This window comes from Halopseudomonas sp. T1L2 (assembly GCF_055397385.1).
Window position 1 is genome coordinate 1,082,413 of the sequence record NZ_AP040865.1, and the last position, 15,227, is coordinate 1,097,639.

Consider the following 15,227-nt stretch of genomic DNA (forward strand, 5'->3'; position numbering starts at 1 on the left):
AACAAGCCGCCGCGAGATCTTCACCGCATGTTGCCATTTTCCTTTGTTGACCGCCTGCGTTATCTGGTCGAACGTCAGTTCATCAAGGGCGCGCACTATCAGTTGCTGGTGGTCGCTGCCTTCATTGCCCTTATCTCCCTGATTGGCGGCTGGCTGGTCTGGCCAACCGGCGGGGAGGCCAGTCTTGCTGACTCGGTCTGGTGGGCATTTCTGCGGCTGACGGATCCGGGTTATCTCGGCGATGACGAGGGCACCTGGCGGCGCATCGTTTCCACGGTATTGACGCTCAGCGGCTATGTTGTCTTTCTCGGCGCGCTGGTGGCGATCATGACGCGCTGGCTGATTGCGATGATGGTGAAGCTTGAACAGGGACTCACGCCTGTCACCGTCAGCGGCCACATTGTCATCCTCGGTTGGACCAACCGCACCATCCCGCTCGTACAGGAGATCCTGGACGTTAATGGTGGGATTCAGCGCCTGCTCAAGGCGCGCCTGACCAAACGCCTTCGTCTGGTCATTTTGGCTGAGGACGTTACGGCAGAGCATGTCCATGAGCTGCGCGCAGTCCCGCTGATTCGCAAGCACATGGGCAACATCATTCTGCGCTCGGGCACCGCCCTGCAGCCTGAAGACCTGGATCGCGCCGCCTGCCTGCAAGCGGCGGTCGTCCTTATTCCCGGACGCAATCAGACCGCCGGCTCACTGGTCGGCAGCGATGTGGAGGCTATCAAGGCACTGCTTACCTTGCAGGCGCAGGCCCACCAGCGCGGAGTAACGCCACCCTACGTCGTTGCCGAGGTTGATGACAGTCGCAAGATGGCGGTCATGCAGCGCGCCTACTCCGGCCCGCTGGAGGTGCTCGCCAGCGAGGCTCTGGTCAGTCGCCTGTTTGCTCAATCGATCATTCATCCCGGGCTGCCGGAGGTGTTTGGCGAAGTGATGACGGTGCATGAGGGTAACGAGTTTTATATCCGGTCTACCGATAACTGCGTAGGACAGACCCTGGCCGACATAGGCAGCCGTACACCTGATGCCATCGTGTGCGGCCTCATGCGCCCGGATGGCGATCGCTGGCGAACCTGGCTGAACGCACCGACTGGAGAAACGATCAGGAGCGGAGACAAGCTGGTGATGCTGGCTCGCGCCTACGAGCATGCTGCGCCACAGGGGGAACAGGTCGAAGTCAGCATGCGCCCGTTGCAACGTCCGGCATCCGGTCCGTCACGTCCAGTCAGCACGGGTGGCATGCGCAGACTGCTGGTGCTCGGCTGGAACCGGCGTGTCCCGGCGTTGATCCACGAGCTTGCAGGGTATCGGGAGTATCGCTTCGATGTGCACAATGTTGCCGTGGTCAACGCAGACGAGCGGGCCGGCATGATCAGCAGCTACAGCCCAGCGACAGCCCGTGTCGACTGCCAGTTTACAGAGGCGGATTACATGGTCGAAGGGGCGCTGGATCAGTTGATGACGCAGCGTTTCGACAGCATCATCCTGGTGTCGTCCGATCGTCTGGACAGTGGAGAGGAAGCGGATGCCCGCGCCATGGTCGGTTATCTGATTGTCGACGAGCTGCTGCGCCAGCGTGCCATCCGTCCGCAGATTCTGCTCGAGTTGAGCGACCCGGCCAACGAAAGCCTGGTTGTGCGCAAGCGCGGCGAGACTATCGTCAGCCCCATGATTCTGAGTCACCTGATGGCACAGATAGCACAGCGCCGTGAGCTCGGGCTGATGTTCGAGGAGTTGCTGACCACCGGTGGCCCGGAGCTGGTGTTCCTCGATCCGCGGCATTATCCGATGCAGAGTGTTACCACCTTCGCTGACCTTGAAGCGATCGTCGCACTGCACGGGGATACTGCGCTGGGCGTGTTTCGCCTCAAGGCCGATGAGCAGGGCAGACGGCTGCAGCTGAATCCGCAGCGTGACAAGCCTCTGCGGCTGGCCGAAGGCGACCAGCTGGTAGTTTTGACCACCTTGCCCCCAGGCGACCTGGCAGGCCGCTGAACACCTGACGGCTAGAGGCAGTTTTCCGGTTTGGGCAGTCCGGCGATCTTGCTGCCCAACTTTGCCGGGCTGCCTGGAAACAGCGTCAGCAAATACATACTGTTGCCCTTGTCCTTACCCAGTTCCTGGCCAACAAACTTGACCAGCGGACGCATCGCCGGTGAGAGCTGAAAGGTCTGGTAAAAGCGGCGCAGCAGAAGGATGACTTCCATATGCGCGGGGGTCAGCTCAATACCTTCGCGCAGGGCCAGTTCATGTGCGACGGCTTCGGACCAATCGCCAAGCGATACCAGGAAGCCTTCCTTGTCGATCGCAATGTCGCGGCCATCTGCATGGATAGTCTGTGTCACCAGCTCAGTACCTTGTCATACCGGGTGCATAGCTCGACCATACCCGGATAGTCGATCAGACTCACTCGCTGCGGCAGGTCATCTATCGCCAGGCCGCGGGCCAGAACGTCGGACTCCAGAGCAAACAACCTGATGCTGGCCGGTAACAATTGCATGGCGTTAACCGCGCTGGTGCGAGGCAGCAGCGCATAGACAGCATCCTCGATCAGCAGCAACCCTTGCTCCGGCCCGATAACCCGCAGGCTGGTGGCAAAATGGGTGTCATCCTGGGAGGCATGGCGCAGCAGGTGCAGAAGTGTTGACCTCATAAGGCTACCACCTGGTCGTGATGCTCCAGCAAGGTCGCGATCTCGGCACTGTCAACGGCCTTGCAGTTGATGATGAATCGCCCCGGCTGCAGGCCGCGCTCGGCAAGCGAATGCTGGCACACGAACAGGTCTTCCACACCAAACATCGGTAAGGCCTGAAGGTTGGATGCAACCGGCTTTTGCTCAATCAGTGTGGACTCTTGCCCCGGCAGCAACTGCAGAACGCCGGCGTCCATGAACAACATGCTCACCGGCACGCCGAAAGCCGCAGCAGCAAGTGCCAGGTCCAATGCTTCCCGGGCGGCGATCGATGTCGGCGGCTGGCGACTGATGACCAGCAGGCTTTTCAGATCAGGTTCCAAAGGTCACCGCCCGGTCTGCCGTCTGCAGCGCATCGACCCATTGCCCCAACCCGGAAAGAACCCAGGGTTCTCCGGTATTCGCCGTTGGCCGCTCCCAGCGATCTGCTTCGGCGGCATCCAGTATCCCTCGACGCAGGGCGGCGGCGATGCAGACGACTGCATCGAGGCCATTCTCGTTGATAAAGGCCTTCCAGCGCCGCGCCAGATCGCACTCGTCCTGCGGCTGCACGCCTAGCGTGGAAGCAAGGTGTACCGCGTCACGGTAAAAAAACAGTCGACTGATCTGGTGGCCGCCGGCCAACACAGCCTCGGCAAACATCAGAGCACTGCGTGCGGCAGGATCCTGCGGACCAGCCAGCAAGGCAATCGCAAACTTCATGGTTTCACGCTCATAAACAAAATGGCCCGCCTTGAAGGCGGGCCATTGAGTATAACGCAGCGGGTTTGTTCAGTCGTCGCTGAAGATACCCAGCAACTGCAGCAGACTGAGGAACAGGTTGTAAATCGAGACGAACAGGGTAATGGTCGCCATGATGTAATTATCTTCACCACCATGAATGATGGAGCTGGTCTGATACAGGATGACCGCCGAAGAGAACAGGACGAACCCGGCGGAAATCGCCAGTTGCAGACCGCTGATCTGGATAAAGAAACTGGCAACCACTGCGCACATCAGAACGATACAGCCCGCCATGATGAAGCCTGACAGGAAACTGAAGTCCTTGCGGCTGAGGATCGCGTAGGCGGACAGGCCAAAGAAGACCACCGCAGTCATGCCCAGTGCCATGGATACCAGCTGGCCGCCATTCGGCAACGACAGATAGGCGTTCAGAATTGGACCAAGGGTATAGCCAAGGAAGCCGGTAAAGGCAAAGGTGCTGACCAGTCCCCAGCCGGAGTTACGCAGTTTGGTAGTCAGAAAGAGCAGGCCGTAGAAGCCGACCAGAGTCACAATGATGCCGGGGTACGGCAAATTGAGGCTCATGGACACGAAGGCCACCACGGCGCTGAACGCCAGCGTCATGGCCAGCAGCGAATAGGTGTTGCGGAACAGCTTGCTGACTTCCGCTTCGCTGACGCCAGCATGTTGAAGGGTCGTATTGTGTTCCTGCATGTTCATGTACAGCTCCTGTATCGGAAATCGAAAATCCGTTGGTAGACCCTGATCATACGGCTTGATCACAGCAAATCAAGCCGCCGAAAGCGTCCAACTATTACCATTCATGTGAAAATCGCCACAAACGGGGTATCCCTCACTTTGCCCTGGCGCGGTTCATGACGGCGTCCAGCATGCTCAGCAGTTTCTTTTCATCAACCGGCTTGTCGAGCCAGGCCAGGAACTCGTCAACCTGACTGTGCATCAGTCGTTGTCCCTCGTCGCAGTAGGCGGAAACAACCAGAATCGGCATGTGTGCCAGCGCTGCCTGCGCCCGAACCTCACGAATCAGGTTGAGGCCATGTCCGTCCTGCAAGCGTAAATCCGTCACCATTGCGTCGTAGTGCGTTTCCTGCAGTTGCTGTTGAGCGCCTTTCAACGTAACACTGGTTGTTGGCAGATAGCCGGCCTTTCGCAGTACCAGTGCAATGAAGTCTGCGATCATCGGGTCATCATCAACCACCAGAACGCTGGGTGTCTGCACCTGCGCAGTCGCCTCGGCCTGCGCCTCAGCCTGCGCCTCAATCGGCAAGCTCAACCAGAACGTGGCGCCGTTCGGTGGCTCAGAGTCAAAACCGACGCAGCCATCCATTTGCGCCATCAACTCTCGCGAGATGGCGAGCCCCAGGCCAGTACCTTCTTGTTTGCGCTTGTCTGAACCATCAGCCTGGGCGAACTTTGCAAACACCTGATCCCGGAACTCGGCCGGAATGCCTTCACCCTGATCGGTAACGCTTACCCGCACGGTATCCTGATCGGTTACTACATCGATCACGACCTGCGAACCCTGCGGAGAGAACTTGATGGCGTTGGACAGATAGATGTTCAGCACCTGGTGCAATCTCATGCTGTCGACCCGAACCAAAATGTCATGGCAGCCATGGGACACCAGATTTACTCCACGGCTTTGGGCATAGGCCTGATTGGCTGCAAGAGCCTCGTCTATCAGTTCTTTCAAACTGCAAGTGCGAAGCTCGAACTTCATTTTGCCTGCAGCGAGCTTCTCCATATCCAGCAGGTCGTTGATCAGGTGGTTCAGGCGCTGGCTATTGCTCTCTGCAATTTCCAGCATTTTACGCATGGGCGCAGGCACCTCACCGAGCGAGCCGCTGTTGACGATCGCCAGCGCACCAGAAATGGAGGTAAGCGGGGTACGCAGTTCGTGACTGACGGTGGAAACGAACTGGCTTTTCATCTGCTCGACCCGCTTCTGCTCGGTCATGTCCAGCATTGTTCCACTTGCGCGTACAGCCAAGCCGCTTTCATCTCTCTGGATCGCGCCACGGAGCAGGACCGGAACTCGATGGCCAGCTTGATGACTCAGTGAAGTTTCAATCGAGAACGCCGATTGGTCCGACTGCAATGCCTCACGCAACAGCTTTATCAGTTTGTGCCGCTCTTCCGGAGCCACCAGAGCCTGCCAGCGATGCAGCGACTGAAAATCGGAGGTAGGAGGGTAGCCGAGCATTTCCCAGGCGCGCTGGGAGGCAATGAAGCGCATGTCATTCAGATAGATATCCCACCAGCCATCATTACTGCCCTTGAGCACAAGGCGCTGGCGCTCCTCGCTTTGACGCAGCGCGGCATTACTGCTGCGCAGTTGCTGGGTCATTGCGTGAGCCAATAGCTCCGCCTGATCGCGGCGCAGGACGAGGAGGGTAGCCATCAGAAACAGCAACAGACTGATACCCAGCCCGGCAAAAGGTACCCAGCCACTGTTGTTGTAACGATCATCAAACTCGGGCGTACTCTCAAACTCCAATTGCCAGTCGCGCCCGTAGAGGCTCAGCTGCACGGTACGCGTCAGAGCGGGAGAGGTGGTCGTATCGTCGATATCGGAGAACAGGGTCGGGTTGTCGAGCCCGGCGGCGGTGTCGATCAGCCGGTAGCCAACCCCCGGCGTCAACGATCCGAGAATACCGGCGAGCAGGTCACCCATACGATACGGGCTGTAAACGAAGCCCCTCAATGCCGCCAGCCGCTCTTCGGTTGTCGAGACCGGCAAACCGCCATAATAGACCGGCACATACATCAGAATCCCGGCCTGAACGACGCCGTGGGTTTCCTGCAACAGCTTGACCGGCCCGGTTACCCAGGACTTCCCCGATTCTGCTGCTGCCTGCATGGCAGCCTGACGGGTGGGTTCGGAATACATGTCGTAGCCGAACGCGGCGAGATTCCGGCCCTCGAACGGCTCGAGGTACACGATAGAGGTATAAAGAGGGCGTTCCCCCTCAGGGTGAACGCGGAAGTCGGGAAAGCCCTCGGCACGAACTTGCCGTTCGAATGGCTCAAGCAGGCCGGGGCGTATGGCCTGAGCAAAACCCACCCCGAGAATACCCGGGTAATTGTCCGCCAGCTGGAGACGTTCGACCAGTATGCGCCACTTGTAGCGGTCGACCTCACCGGCAGCATCAAACAAGCCCGCGCCACCGAGCAGAATCTGCTCGTGATCAATCATGCGCTTATGTATCGCTGAGGTGATGTCGTCGGTAATCAGGACAAACTCACGATGCGCCGCACGCTCCTCACGGTCGACCAGATAGGACCAGATAAACAGGGTCGCAAGTACACCAATCCCGAGAACTAGCCACGACAGCGCATTCTGACGGCTGAAAGCAGCATTTGAGACGCCAACACGGGCTTGTTGTTGCTTGAGTTCAGTCATCCATGTATCCGGTGAAGAGTGGGACTCGCCCAATTTGGCTGTGCAAAGCATAATGGGTTAGATTCCTGCCTGCATAGCGTCAGGTCAGCCAAACCGCCTGAGACAAACCTTTCGGCAACATAGTCGCCACAAAGCGTGATAAATCGGCGCCTTTTTATTGGCGCCACACAACTTCCAAGAGTAGGTTATCACCTGAACCTCATCAGAGCGTTCAGCGTGACGGCATGTGCGCAAAATCAGCTCGCGGGTGCATTCACGCGCCCCCGCTAACCAGCAGCCTGGAGCTGCAGATCGGGAAACATTGACCATGGAAACGGCAGCTATAGAAAAAGGTGAAGGGGAGGCATTCTCTCTGCGCATGCGTGAACGCCAACACCGGCGACTGCGTCTGGTATCACATCTGGTCATCCTGATCTTGCTTGCAGTCGAAACTCGCGCGCTGTTGACTGGCGAATACGTCGCAGCAGCCCTGGTAGCGATCATCTTGAGCAGTATCCTGCTGACTCTCAGACTCAACGCAAAACCCGGCCCGGATTACGCTGCAGCCTTCGCACTGGTATCGCTTACCGCGCTGCTGGGATACTCGATGTGGTCCAACCAGGGCCTCTACAGCGGCGCGCTCATCGCCTTTCCGACCATCCTTGTCATTGCCGGCCTGATTACATCAGAACGTCTGTTCTGGGGCCTGCTGACGCTAATGCTGATCACCGTGGCGGTGATCAGCATAGCTGCAGCCCTCGGTTATCACTCTTTTCACCCCTTGCCGATGGGGCTCCAGCGCTGGATGGTGGTGAGCAGCATTCTGCTGCTGTCAGCCGGCACCATAGTCTGGCTGATGAGAGAGATGCGCTGTATGCAGCGCTCGCTGGAATCGGAGGTAAAGCGGCTGCGCTGCTCCCAGGCCAAGCTTACCCATCTGGCAGGCCACGACGCCCTGACCGGACTGAGCAACCGGGCATCGTTCAACAGTCACGTTGCACGGATGATCGAAATGGCCGGCCAGCGTAAAGGCTGCATTGCGGTGCTTTATCTGGACATCGACAACTTCAAGACCATCAGCGACTCACTTGGCCACTCAGCGGGGGACGAGCTGATACAGGCAATAGCCTCGCGCCTCCGGCAGGTAGTGCGGGATGCCGATGCCCTCAGCCGGCACGGCGCAGACGAGTTTGTCTCGGCGAGTGGGTACTCGGCCAAGCCTGTCAAGAAGCGGCACGCTGGCAGACCGAGGGGCTTAAAGGTCTGGGCGTATCAGTCAATCTGTCGGCGGTACAGCTGCGGCGGAACAACCTTGAGTCGGTTGTGGCCGACGCGCTGGCCAGCACCGGTCTGGGCGCAGCAATGCTGGAACTGGAGCTGACTGAATCCATGCTGCTGGAGAAGTCGGATCAATTCCTGCAGCTGCTGCGCAGCCTCAAGCAGATGGGCGTAAAGCTCGCCATTGACGACTTTGGCACCGGATATTCGAATCTGTCGTATCTGCAGCGCTTTCAGGTCGACCGGCTCAAGATCGACAAATCCTTTGTCAGTCATATTGGTAGCAACGAACAAAACCGCGCCATCGTTACAGCAGTGATCCAGATGGCGCACAGCCTCAAGCTGGAAGTAACTGCCGAGGGGATTGAGCATCAACTGGTGCAACGCATCCTCACGTCGCTGGGTTGTGATCATGCGCAGGGCTATCTGTTTTCAAGACCCGTGGAAGCGGACCGGTTTCTCGAATTTGCCAAGGCTCACAGCAGCATCGCCTAGGTTGGACGCCTGGAAGATTCGATGCTGGCAGTACTGGTAGCGCTCGCAATCATCACTTCGCATAATATATATTATGTTAAATAGCGTATTACGATTAACGCGTAATGAACGCGCTGGTCAGAATGCCCGCCACCCGCACCACTGTGCTCGACTTGTTCCGCGACCGACTTACCGAGCAACCAAACACAGATCGCCCTCTGGCGGCGTTGCAGTTTGAGCTTGCAGCAGCCTCCTGACTAGCACGATATTCTCCTGATTGTCGGGCTCATCGCGCATCGCAATGACCAGCGGCTCTTCGAATAGCATCCTGGCAACCCGCACATCATCTATTCCATGTCTGATAGCCAGATACTCCATCACTGTCGGGTCCGACACAGCCAGATGGAATCGCCCCATGCTCAACATCTTCAGCAATGACAGCTCACTGCTGGCTCCACGGTCAATGCTGTCAGGAAAACGCTGCAGCAATGATTGAAATCGCTCCGGATAGATGTAGCTTTTAACAATACCGATACGGTGGCTGGCAAAAGCCTCATCAATCTCGTCAACCTGGACATCGCTATCGGCCATCGCCATCAGCGCCAGATGTGATGGCGTTACCTCGCCTGAGGAAACGAAGCCATCTCCCACCTCTATCGGCCAGGCAGGGAAAAAACCGAGATAGCCTGGCTGATGCGCGATCTGCTGGGCCCGCCGCCAGGGATAAAACTCGACCTGCAGGTCAATGTTGCACTGGCCGAGAATGGTTCGCAGATGCTGGATGGCATTACCGCCATGGACCATAGAGGACCCGGTATAAGGCTCCCAATCAAGTGCGGTGATTTTAAGCGCGCGTTGCACCGCCGCCCGCTCATCTGCGGCGAGCACCGGTGATGAGGCCGTGACTGCCAGAATCAGCGGAATATAAAGCCAGGTGCGCAGGTTCAAGCGATAGCTCCAATATCAGCCGCTTACCAATATCTGCAGCATAGCAGCAGATGCGATATCAAGGATGGCTGGCCAACGCGTCTCGCAACCAGTTCCCGGCTGGCCCCAAGGGTCGCTTGCGAGACCAGACAACCTCCAGCGCCTGGAATCTTGGCCAGTCTGGCAGCGTCAACTCGACCAGCTTGTCGGCGGCATAGGCATCAACGAGCCACCGTGGCAGTACCGCCCAGCCAAAACCCATAACCGCAAGATCCAGCAAAATAAGATAGTTGGGGGCAGACCAGCTGCGAATCTGGCTGACTGGCTGCCACTCCGGCCCCTGGGCAGATCCGCTCAAGGTATTCAATCCAAGGTGTCGCCACTGCGCGAGCTGGCTCGATTCAATGTCCCCCTGCTGCACCAGCGGGTGCCCGGGGCTTGCATAAACGGCGAACTCGGCCCGTTCGGCGACCGGCGCGCGGCCTATTTCCGGCAGGAGCTGGCCCTCAACCGGCAACAGTCCCAACGTGGCACGGCCACTGCTTATGAGGCTGATAATGTCGGCATTTTCGGCAAATATGCATTCGAACTCCAGCTCTGGAAAGCGTTCGGCCAGCTGCATGATCCGACTCTTGAAATGCTCCGACTGATAGGCATCGGACAGTACCAGCGTCAGCCGTGACTCCAGCCCGCCGGCCAGCGCACTGGCAGTACGCTGCAGTCGGTCAGACGCCGACAGCACTTCCTCTACCCTGCCCAGTAAAGCCTGCCCTGCAGCGGACAGGACGGGCGACTTTCCGGTTCTGTCAAACAGGATCAGCCCCAGATCAATCTCCAGCCGTTAAATCGCTTCGCTGACAGTTGACTGGCTTTTGCCCAATTGGCGCGCGGCGGCACTGAAACTGCCAAGGCTGGCAGCGTGGGCGAAGGCTTCGAGTGATTCAGGAGACAGCTTCATATCGGATTCACCGATGGATTCTAACTTCGTCCATCAGGTTAAACCTATGAGAATGCATCTGTCGAATAACCGGAGAGTTTTCATGACCGCGAATGTTGCCGATGGTGGAATGTCTCTGCGCGAGCGCATGCTCCACGCAGGACTCTTTGAGCTGATTGCAGTCATGGTGTTTGCACCGCTGATAACCTGGGTAACGGGCAAGCCGCTGCACCAGGGCGGCGCGTTGACGCTGACGCTTTCATGCATCGCGATGTTGTGGAATATGGTATTTACCGCCGCGTTTCAACGCATCGAGCGCCAGCGCGGCTGGCGCCGAACCCTGAGGGTCCGGCTTCTGCATGCCGGCCTGTTTGAATGCGGCCTGGTAGTGGTGATGGTCCCGGTCATCGCACTTTGGCTGCAGGTCAGGCTGATGGAGGCGTTGCTGCTGGATATTGGCCTCATTCTGCTATTTCTGCCATACACCCTGGTGTTCAACTGGCTGTACGACCGGGCCAGAGCGCGGGTTTTGTCAGGCCGGCTCGGGCGCCTCAGCAGCCCATGAACCAAATGGGTCGCCAAGGGCCGCCCAATATGCCGGCTGTAGCTGCATTTCAGCATCGGACAACAGGCAACTGTCCAGATCCTGCCGCAACTGGCCGGCGTCCAGGCCTTGACCAATGAACACCAGCTCCTGTCGGCAGTCGCCGCTTTCTGGCCGCCATTGCTGCATGATCTCCTTGAGCAAGTCTGGATCGGTCGGCCAATGCTCGCGATCAACAAACCGCCACCAGCGTCCCGCCAGCCCATGCCGCATCAAGCTGCCCGCCTGGGACCAGCTGCCCGCCAGAGTCCACTTGCTGGCCAGCCAGAACAGCCCCTTGGAGCGCAGCAGCCTGCCGTTGCGCCACGGACTGCTTATGAAGCTGTAAAAACGTTGCGGATGAAACGGGCGGTTCGCTCGGTACACGGTAGAGCCAATACCGTATTCCTCCGTTTCCGGAATGTGCTCGCCGCGCAGTTCCTGCAGCCAACCCGGCGCTTCGGCAGCCCGCTCGAAATTGAACAGGCCGGTATTGAGTACCTCGCGCAACGGGACGTTACCCATCACCATTGGCAGGATGTTCGCGTGTCGGTTGAGGTTACGCAGGATAGACGTCAGCTCCGCGAGCGCGTCTCGGCTGATCAGATCACTCTTGCTGATCAGGATGACATCAGCGAACTCGACCTGCTCGACCAGCAGGTCGGTAATCGAACGCTCGTCGTCCTCACCCAGGGTTTCGCCGCGGCTGGCGAGACTGGCGGACTGTTCATAGTCGTTCAGGAAGTTGACCCCATCGACGACCGTAACCATCGTATCGAGTCGGGCCATATCAGCCAGAGCGGTGCCCTCCCCATCCCTGAAGGTAAAGGTCTCTGCGACCGGCAGCGGCTCGGATATGCCGGTGGACTCGATCAGCAGGTAGTCATATCGCCCCTCTTTCGCCAGCCGGCCGACTTCCTCCAGCAGGTCCTCACGCAGGGTGCAGCAGATACAGCCGTTGCTCATCTCAACCAGCCGTTCCTCCGCCCGATTCAGGGTGACATCCCGCTGGACCTCGCTGGCATCGATATTGATTTCACTCATGTCGTTGACGATCACCGCAACGCGCAGGCCGTCACGGTTTTTTAGAATGGCGTTAAGCAAGGTACTTTTTCCAGCACCCAGGAAGCCGGACAGGACAGTGACAGGTAGGTTTTCAGGCATGACGTTAATCTCGGATTTTAACATTGGTTATAACATAACATTTAATTCAAAAAAGTCACGCACCAGTCAGCCTGGGCATCAAGGCGTTGAATACGTCAGCATGTACTATGACGGTCGTGCTTGATTGTCTAGCCGATTAGGCGGTATTCAAGCCGCATGCCCTACTCTATATAAGGAAGAACAATGTACTGCCTGGACGATATCCGCTTCGAACAACAACAGATCAGCGGACTGAGCACCCGCATAGCTCGGGTGGGAACCGGCCCGGTTGCACTGTTTATTCACGGCTGGCCTGAGTGCTGGTACTCCTGGCGACAGCAGATGGTAGCGCTGGCCAATGCGGGCTACACCGCGGTCGCCCCTGACATGCCCGGCTTCGGCGAAACCGAGGCGCTAGCGCAAATTGATGATTACAACGTCACCCGCATTGCCGGCTTTATGCAGGAGCTGGTCGCGCACTACAGCCCGGACGCGCCGGTATTGTTGATCGGCCACGACTGGGGCGCGATCAACAGCTGGCAGTTTGTGCAGTTGCATCCGGAATGCGTCGAAAGGCTGATCATCATGAGCGTCCCGCTGCGCCCGGTTGCTGATGTACCGCCAATCGAGTTTTTGCGCGGCTATTTCAAAGATCAGTTCTTCTATCAGATCTACTTTCAGGACCCGGGTGTTGCCGAAGCCGAGTTTGACGCTGACCCGGAAGGCATTTTGCGCGCACTCTACTGCTCACCGGAGACCCCGCGCCACCCTCCTCTGCTGGGCAAGTCGCTTTCCGAAGGCGGTGGCTGGATCGACCGGCTCGGCGTACCGAAGGAGCAGCCAGCCTGGCTGAGCGACGAGATGCTCGCTTACTGTCTGAATGCCTATCGGCATAGTGGGTTTGCCGGCGGTATCAACTACTACCGCAATCTGGATGAGAACTGGCGCCGCTTGCTGCCATTGCGTGAGAGCAAGATAACCTGCCCGGTGCTATTTATTGCCGGAGAGGCCGACAGCGTTATTCAGGGCGCCGATGAGCCCGCGTTGCGTGCGATGATGGGAAAACGTATACCCAGCCTGCAGATTGAGTTGCTGCCGAAGATTGGCCACTGGCTTCAGAATGAGGCGCCCGAGGCTGTGAATGAGGCGATGCTGCGCTTTCTCCAGCAGCCTTAAGGCGGGGAAATGCGCCTGAGCATTAAGCTCAGGCGCATTCAATCAAAGACCGGCAAACAGCGTTGGCGATGGCATGACCCGAAAGTCGATCGACATCATCAGGCTCAGCGCCGTAATGGCGATGATCGAGAAGCCGAACAGTTTGCGTGCCCACACGCGGTCGTCTACTTCCTCGCGGTAGCCGGACAGCGCGATCAGCAGCCACCAGATGCTGACCAGCAGCGCGATGACCAGATAGCCGTAACCGGCAAAGCCAGACAACGTCAGCATCAGCGCCGCGGCCGCAAAGGCCAGGATGTACCGGACGATGTGCTGTTTGGTCACCCGAATGCCTTCTTTCACCGGCAGCACCGGAATGCCAGCTGCGCTGTAGTCATCAAAGCGGAAGATGGCAATCGCGTACGAGTGCGGCATCTGCCACAGACAGAAGATCAGCAGCAACAGCGCTGCCCCGGTATCGAACTGACCGGTCACGGCGCAGTAGCCCACCACCGGCGGCATGGCGCCTGACAGGCTGCCGACCAGCGTGCCGTAGACCGAACGGCGCTTCATCCAGAGGCTGTACACGCCCACATAGATAAAGAAGCCGAAGGCCGCCAGCGCCGTGGCCACCGGCGTGGTGTACCACCACAGCAGGCCAAAGCCTGCCAGGCCAAGTACCACACCGTGCGTCAATGCCGCCAGGACCGAAATCTGCCCGGTGACCAGCACCCTGCCCCGCGTGCGCTGCATATGCCGATCAATGTCGCGGTCGATGCAGTTGTTCATCACGCAGCCGCTGGCAACCACCAGCGACAACCCGGTCACGGTAGCCAGCAGCAGACCGAGATCGATCTGCCCCTGAGCGGCGAGGAAGTATCCCCCCGCCACCGCAATCAGGTTGCCAAAGATGATGCCGGGCTTGGTGACCAGCAGGTAGCGTTTGAGTTTCACTGGAACATCCAGGGCATCATCAGCATGTCGGCATTGACCATGATCCAGATGGCCAGACCAACCAGCATGACGATGATCAGTACGGTGAACAGGAAGGCCACCAGATTCCAGCGGCCCTCGGACGAGGTGTTCATGTGCAGGAAGCACACCAGGTGCACCACGACCTGAATCACACCCATGGTCAGCATGCTGATCAGGTTGACGCTCTGGCTGAACTGCCCGCTCATCACCATCCCGAACGGGATGGCAGTGAGGATCACGGACAGGATGAAACCGATAGCGTAAGAGCCGTAGCTGCCGTGGCCGGCGCCGGCGTCGGAATGCGCTTGACTCATCAGATAGTCCCCATCAGATAGACAATGGTGAACACGCAGATCCAGACGATGTCCAGGAAGTGCCAGAACAGGCTCAGGCACATCAGGCGTGTGTTGGTGCGGTCGGTCAGACCGCGCTTGCTGACTTGCAGCATCATGATGACCATCCACACCAGGCCGGCCGTCACGTGCAGACCGTGCATGCCGACCAGGGTGAAGAAGGACGACAGGAAGGCGCTCTTGTCCGGGCCAAAGCCTTCAGCGATCAGGTGATGGAACTCGTTGAGTTCCATCCCGATGAAGCCTGCGCCCAGCACAAAGGTCGCCGCCAGCCAGGCCAGCGTCTGGCCCTTGAAGCCGCGGTGCGCCGCAATCATGGCAAAGCCGTAGGTGCAGCTACTGACCAGCAGCAGCGCGGTTTCACCCAGCACATAGGGCAGCTCGAAGATGTCCCTGCCGCTGGGGCCACCGGCCGTGTGGTTGACCAGCACGGCGTAGGTGGCGAACACACAGGCGAACAGAATGCAGTCGGTCATCAGGTACAGCCAGAAGCCGAATACAGTGTTGCCGCCGGTGTCGTGGTGCTCGTGGTCGTCATGCGCCACGGCGTGGTTGGAGTGCATTACAGTGCTCGACAT

At 58.5% G+C, this 15,227-nt stretch carries 15 protein-coding genes and 2 pseudogenes; 5 read left to right on the forward strand and 12 right to left on the reverse strand.

Annotated features, from left to right (window positions below):
• Positions 1-27 precede the first annotated feature (27 nt).
• Entirely contained in the window at positions 28-2,001 is a 1,974-nt protein-coding gene (locus ACZ5WQ_RS05075) for a CASTOR/POLLUX-related putative ion channel (protein ID WP_464383283.1), read from the forward strand.
• Positions 2,002-2,012: 11 nt separating this feature from the next.
• Here ACZ5WQ_RS05075 and ACZ5WQ_RS05080 read toward each other — a convergent pair whose 3' ends face one another.
• From ACZ5WQ_RS05080 to ACZ5WQ_RS05105, 6 genes are all read right to left on the reverse strand, one after another.
• A complete protein-coding gene (locus ACZ5WQ_RS05080) occupies positions 2,013-2,351 on the reverse strand; it encodes a TusE/DsrC/DsvC family sulfur relay protein (protein WP_228244898.1) in 339 nt (112 codons plus the stop codon).
• The gene (gene tusB, locus ACZ5WQ_RS05085) at positions 2,348-2,659 is read right to left on the reverse strand and encodes a sulfurtransferase complex subunit TusB (protein ID WP_464383284.1); all 312 of its coding nucleotides are present in this window, start codon (positions 2,657-2,659) and stop codon (positions 2,348-2,350) included. Before tusB ends, ACZ5WQ_RS05080 begins: the two co-directional genes overlap by 4 nt.
• On the reverse strand, positions 2,656-3,021 hold the full coding sequence (gene tusC / locus ACZ5WQ_RS05090) for a sulfurtransferase complex subunit TusC (RefSeq protein ID WP_228244896.1): 366 nt from the start codon (positions 3,019-3,021) through the stop codon (positions 2,656-2,658). Before tusC ends, tusB begins: the two co-directional genes overlap by 4 nt.
• Positions 3,011-3,400, reverse strand: a complete 390-nt coding sequence (tusD, locus tag ACZ5WQ_RS05095; protein ID WP_228244895.1) for a sulfurtransferase complex subunit TusD — start codon at positions 3,398-3,400, stop codon at positions 3,011-3,013. Before tusD ends, tusC begins: the two co-directional genes overlap by 11 nt.
• Before the next feature lie 69 nt (positions 3,401-3,469).
• A complete protein-coding gene (locus ACZ5WQ_RS05100; protein ID WP_228245055.1) occupies positions 3,470-4,135 on the reverse strand; it encodes a Bax inhibitor-1/YccA family protein in 666 nt (221 codons plus the stop codon).
• A gap of 139 nt (positions 4,136-4,274) precedes the next feature.
• Positions 4,275-6,845: a hybrid sensor histidine kinase/response regulator gene (locus tag ACZ5WQ_RS05105; RefSeq protein ID WP_464383285.1), complete on the reverse strand. Its 2,571-nt coding sequence runs from the start codon at positions 6,843-6,845 to the stop codon at positions 4,275-4,277.
• A gap of 853 nt (positions 6,846-7,698) precedes the next feature.
• Here ACZ5WQ_RS05105 and ACZ5WQ_RS05110 point away from each other — a divergent pair.
• Together ACZ5WQ_RS05110 and ACZ5WQ_RS05115 are read left to right on the forward strand one after the other, a co-directional pair.
• Positions 7,699-7,959: pseudogene (locus tag ACZ5WQ_RS05110) on the forward strand (diguanylate cyclase domain-containing protein); the annotation flags it as partial.
• Entirely contained in the window at positions 7,857-8,597 is a 741-nt protein-coding gene (locus ACZ5WQ_RS05115) for an EAL domain-containing protein (RefSeq protein ID WP_464383623.1), read from the forward strand. The pseudogene ACZ5WQ_RS05110 and the gene ACZ5WQ_RS05115, both read left to right, overlap by 103 nt.
• Positions 8,598-8,765: 168 nt before the next feature.
• Here the strand turns inward: ACZ5WQ_RS05115 and ACZ5WQ_RS05120 are convergent, their stop codons facing one another.
• Entirely contained in the window at positions 8,766-9,524 is a 759-nt protein-coding gene (locus ACZ5WQ_RS05120; protein ID WP_464383286.1) for a hypothetical protein, read from the reverse strand.
• A 58-nt stretch (positions 9,525-9,582) separates the two neighbouring features.
• Positions 9,583-10,461, reverse strand: a pseudogene (locus ACZ5WQ_RS05125) (LysR family transcriptional regulator).
• 82 nt (positions 10,462-10,543) lie between these two features.
• Here ACZ5WQ_RS05125 and ACZ5WQ_RS05130 point away from each other — a divergent pair.
• On the forward strand, positions 10,544-11,005 hold the full coding sequence (locus ACZ5WQ_RS05130) for a multidrug/biocide efflux PACE transporter (protein WP_464383624.1): 462 nt from the start codon (positions 10,544-10,546) through the stop codon (positions 11,003-11,005).
• On the opposite strand, the gene zigA is transcribed toward ACZ5WQ_RS05130, so the two are convergent.
• A complete protein-coding gene (gene zigA, locus ACZ5WQ_RS05135) occupies positions 10,973-12,187 on the reverse strand; it encodes a zinc metallochaperone GTPase ZigA (RefSeq protein ID WP_464383287.1) in 1,215 nt (404 codons plus the stop codon). The two genes, ACZ5WQ_RS05130 and zigA, sit on opposite strands and share 33 nt — an antisense overlap.
• A 183-nt stretch (positions 12,188-12,370) precedes the next feature.
• Here zigA and ACZ5WQ_RS05140 point away from each other — a divergent pair, with 183 nt between their 5' ends.
• Positions 12,371-13,342 (forward strand): alpha/beta fold hydrolase, encoded by a 972-nt coding sequence (locus ACZ5WQ_RS05140; protein WP_464383288.1) that lies wholly within the window; start codon positions 12,371-12,373, stop codon positions 13,340-13,342.
• A gap of 42 nt (positions 13,343-13,384) precedes the next feature.
• Here the strand turns inward: ACZ5WQ_RS05140 and cyoE are convergent, their stop codons facing one another.
• The 3 genes from cyoE to ACZ5WQ_RS05155 are packed head-to-tail and all read right to left on the reverse strand — an operon-like array spanning position 13,385 to position 15,227.
• Positions 13,385-14,275: a heme o synthase gene (cyoE, locus tag ACZ5WQ_RS05145; protein ID WP_464383289.1), complete on the reverse strand. Its 891-nt coding sequence runs from the start codon at positions 14,273-14,275 to the stop codon at positions 13,385-13,387.
• A complete protein-coding gene (gene cyoD / locus ACZ5WQ_RS05150) occupies positions 14,272-14,613 on the reverse strand; it encodes a cytochrome o ubiquinol oxidase subunit IV (protein WP_464383625.1) in 342 nt (113 codons plus the stop codon). The genes cyoE and cyoD overlap by 4 nt, the downstream gene beginning before the upstream one ends.
• Entirely contained in the window at positions 14,610-15,227 is a 618-nt protein-coding gene (locus tag ACZ5WQ_RS05155; protein WP_285677105.1) for a cytochrome o ubiquinol oxidase subunit III, read from the reverse strand. The genes cyoD and ACZ5WQ_RS05155 overlap by 4 nt, the downstream gene beginning before the upstream one ends.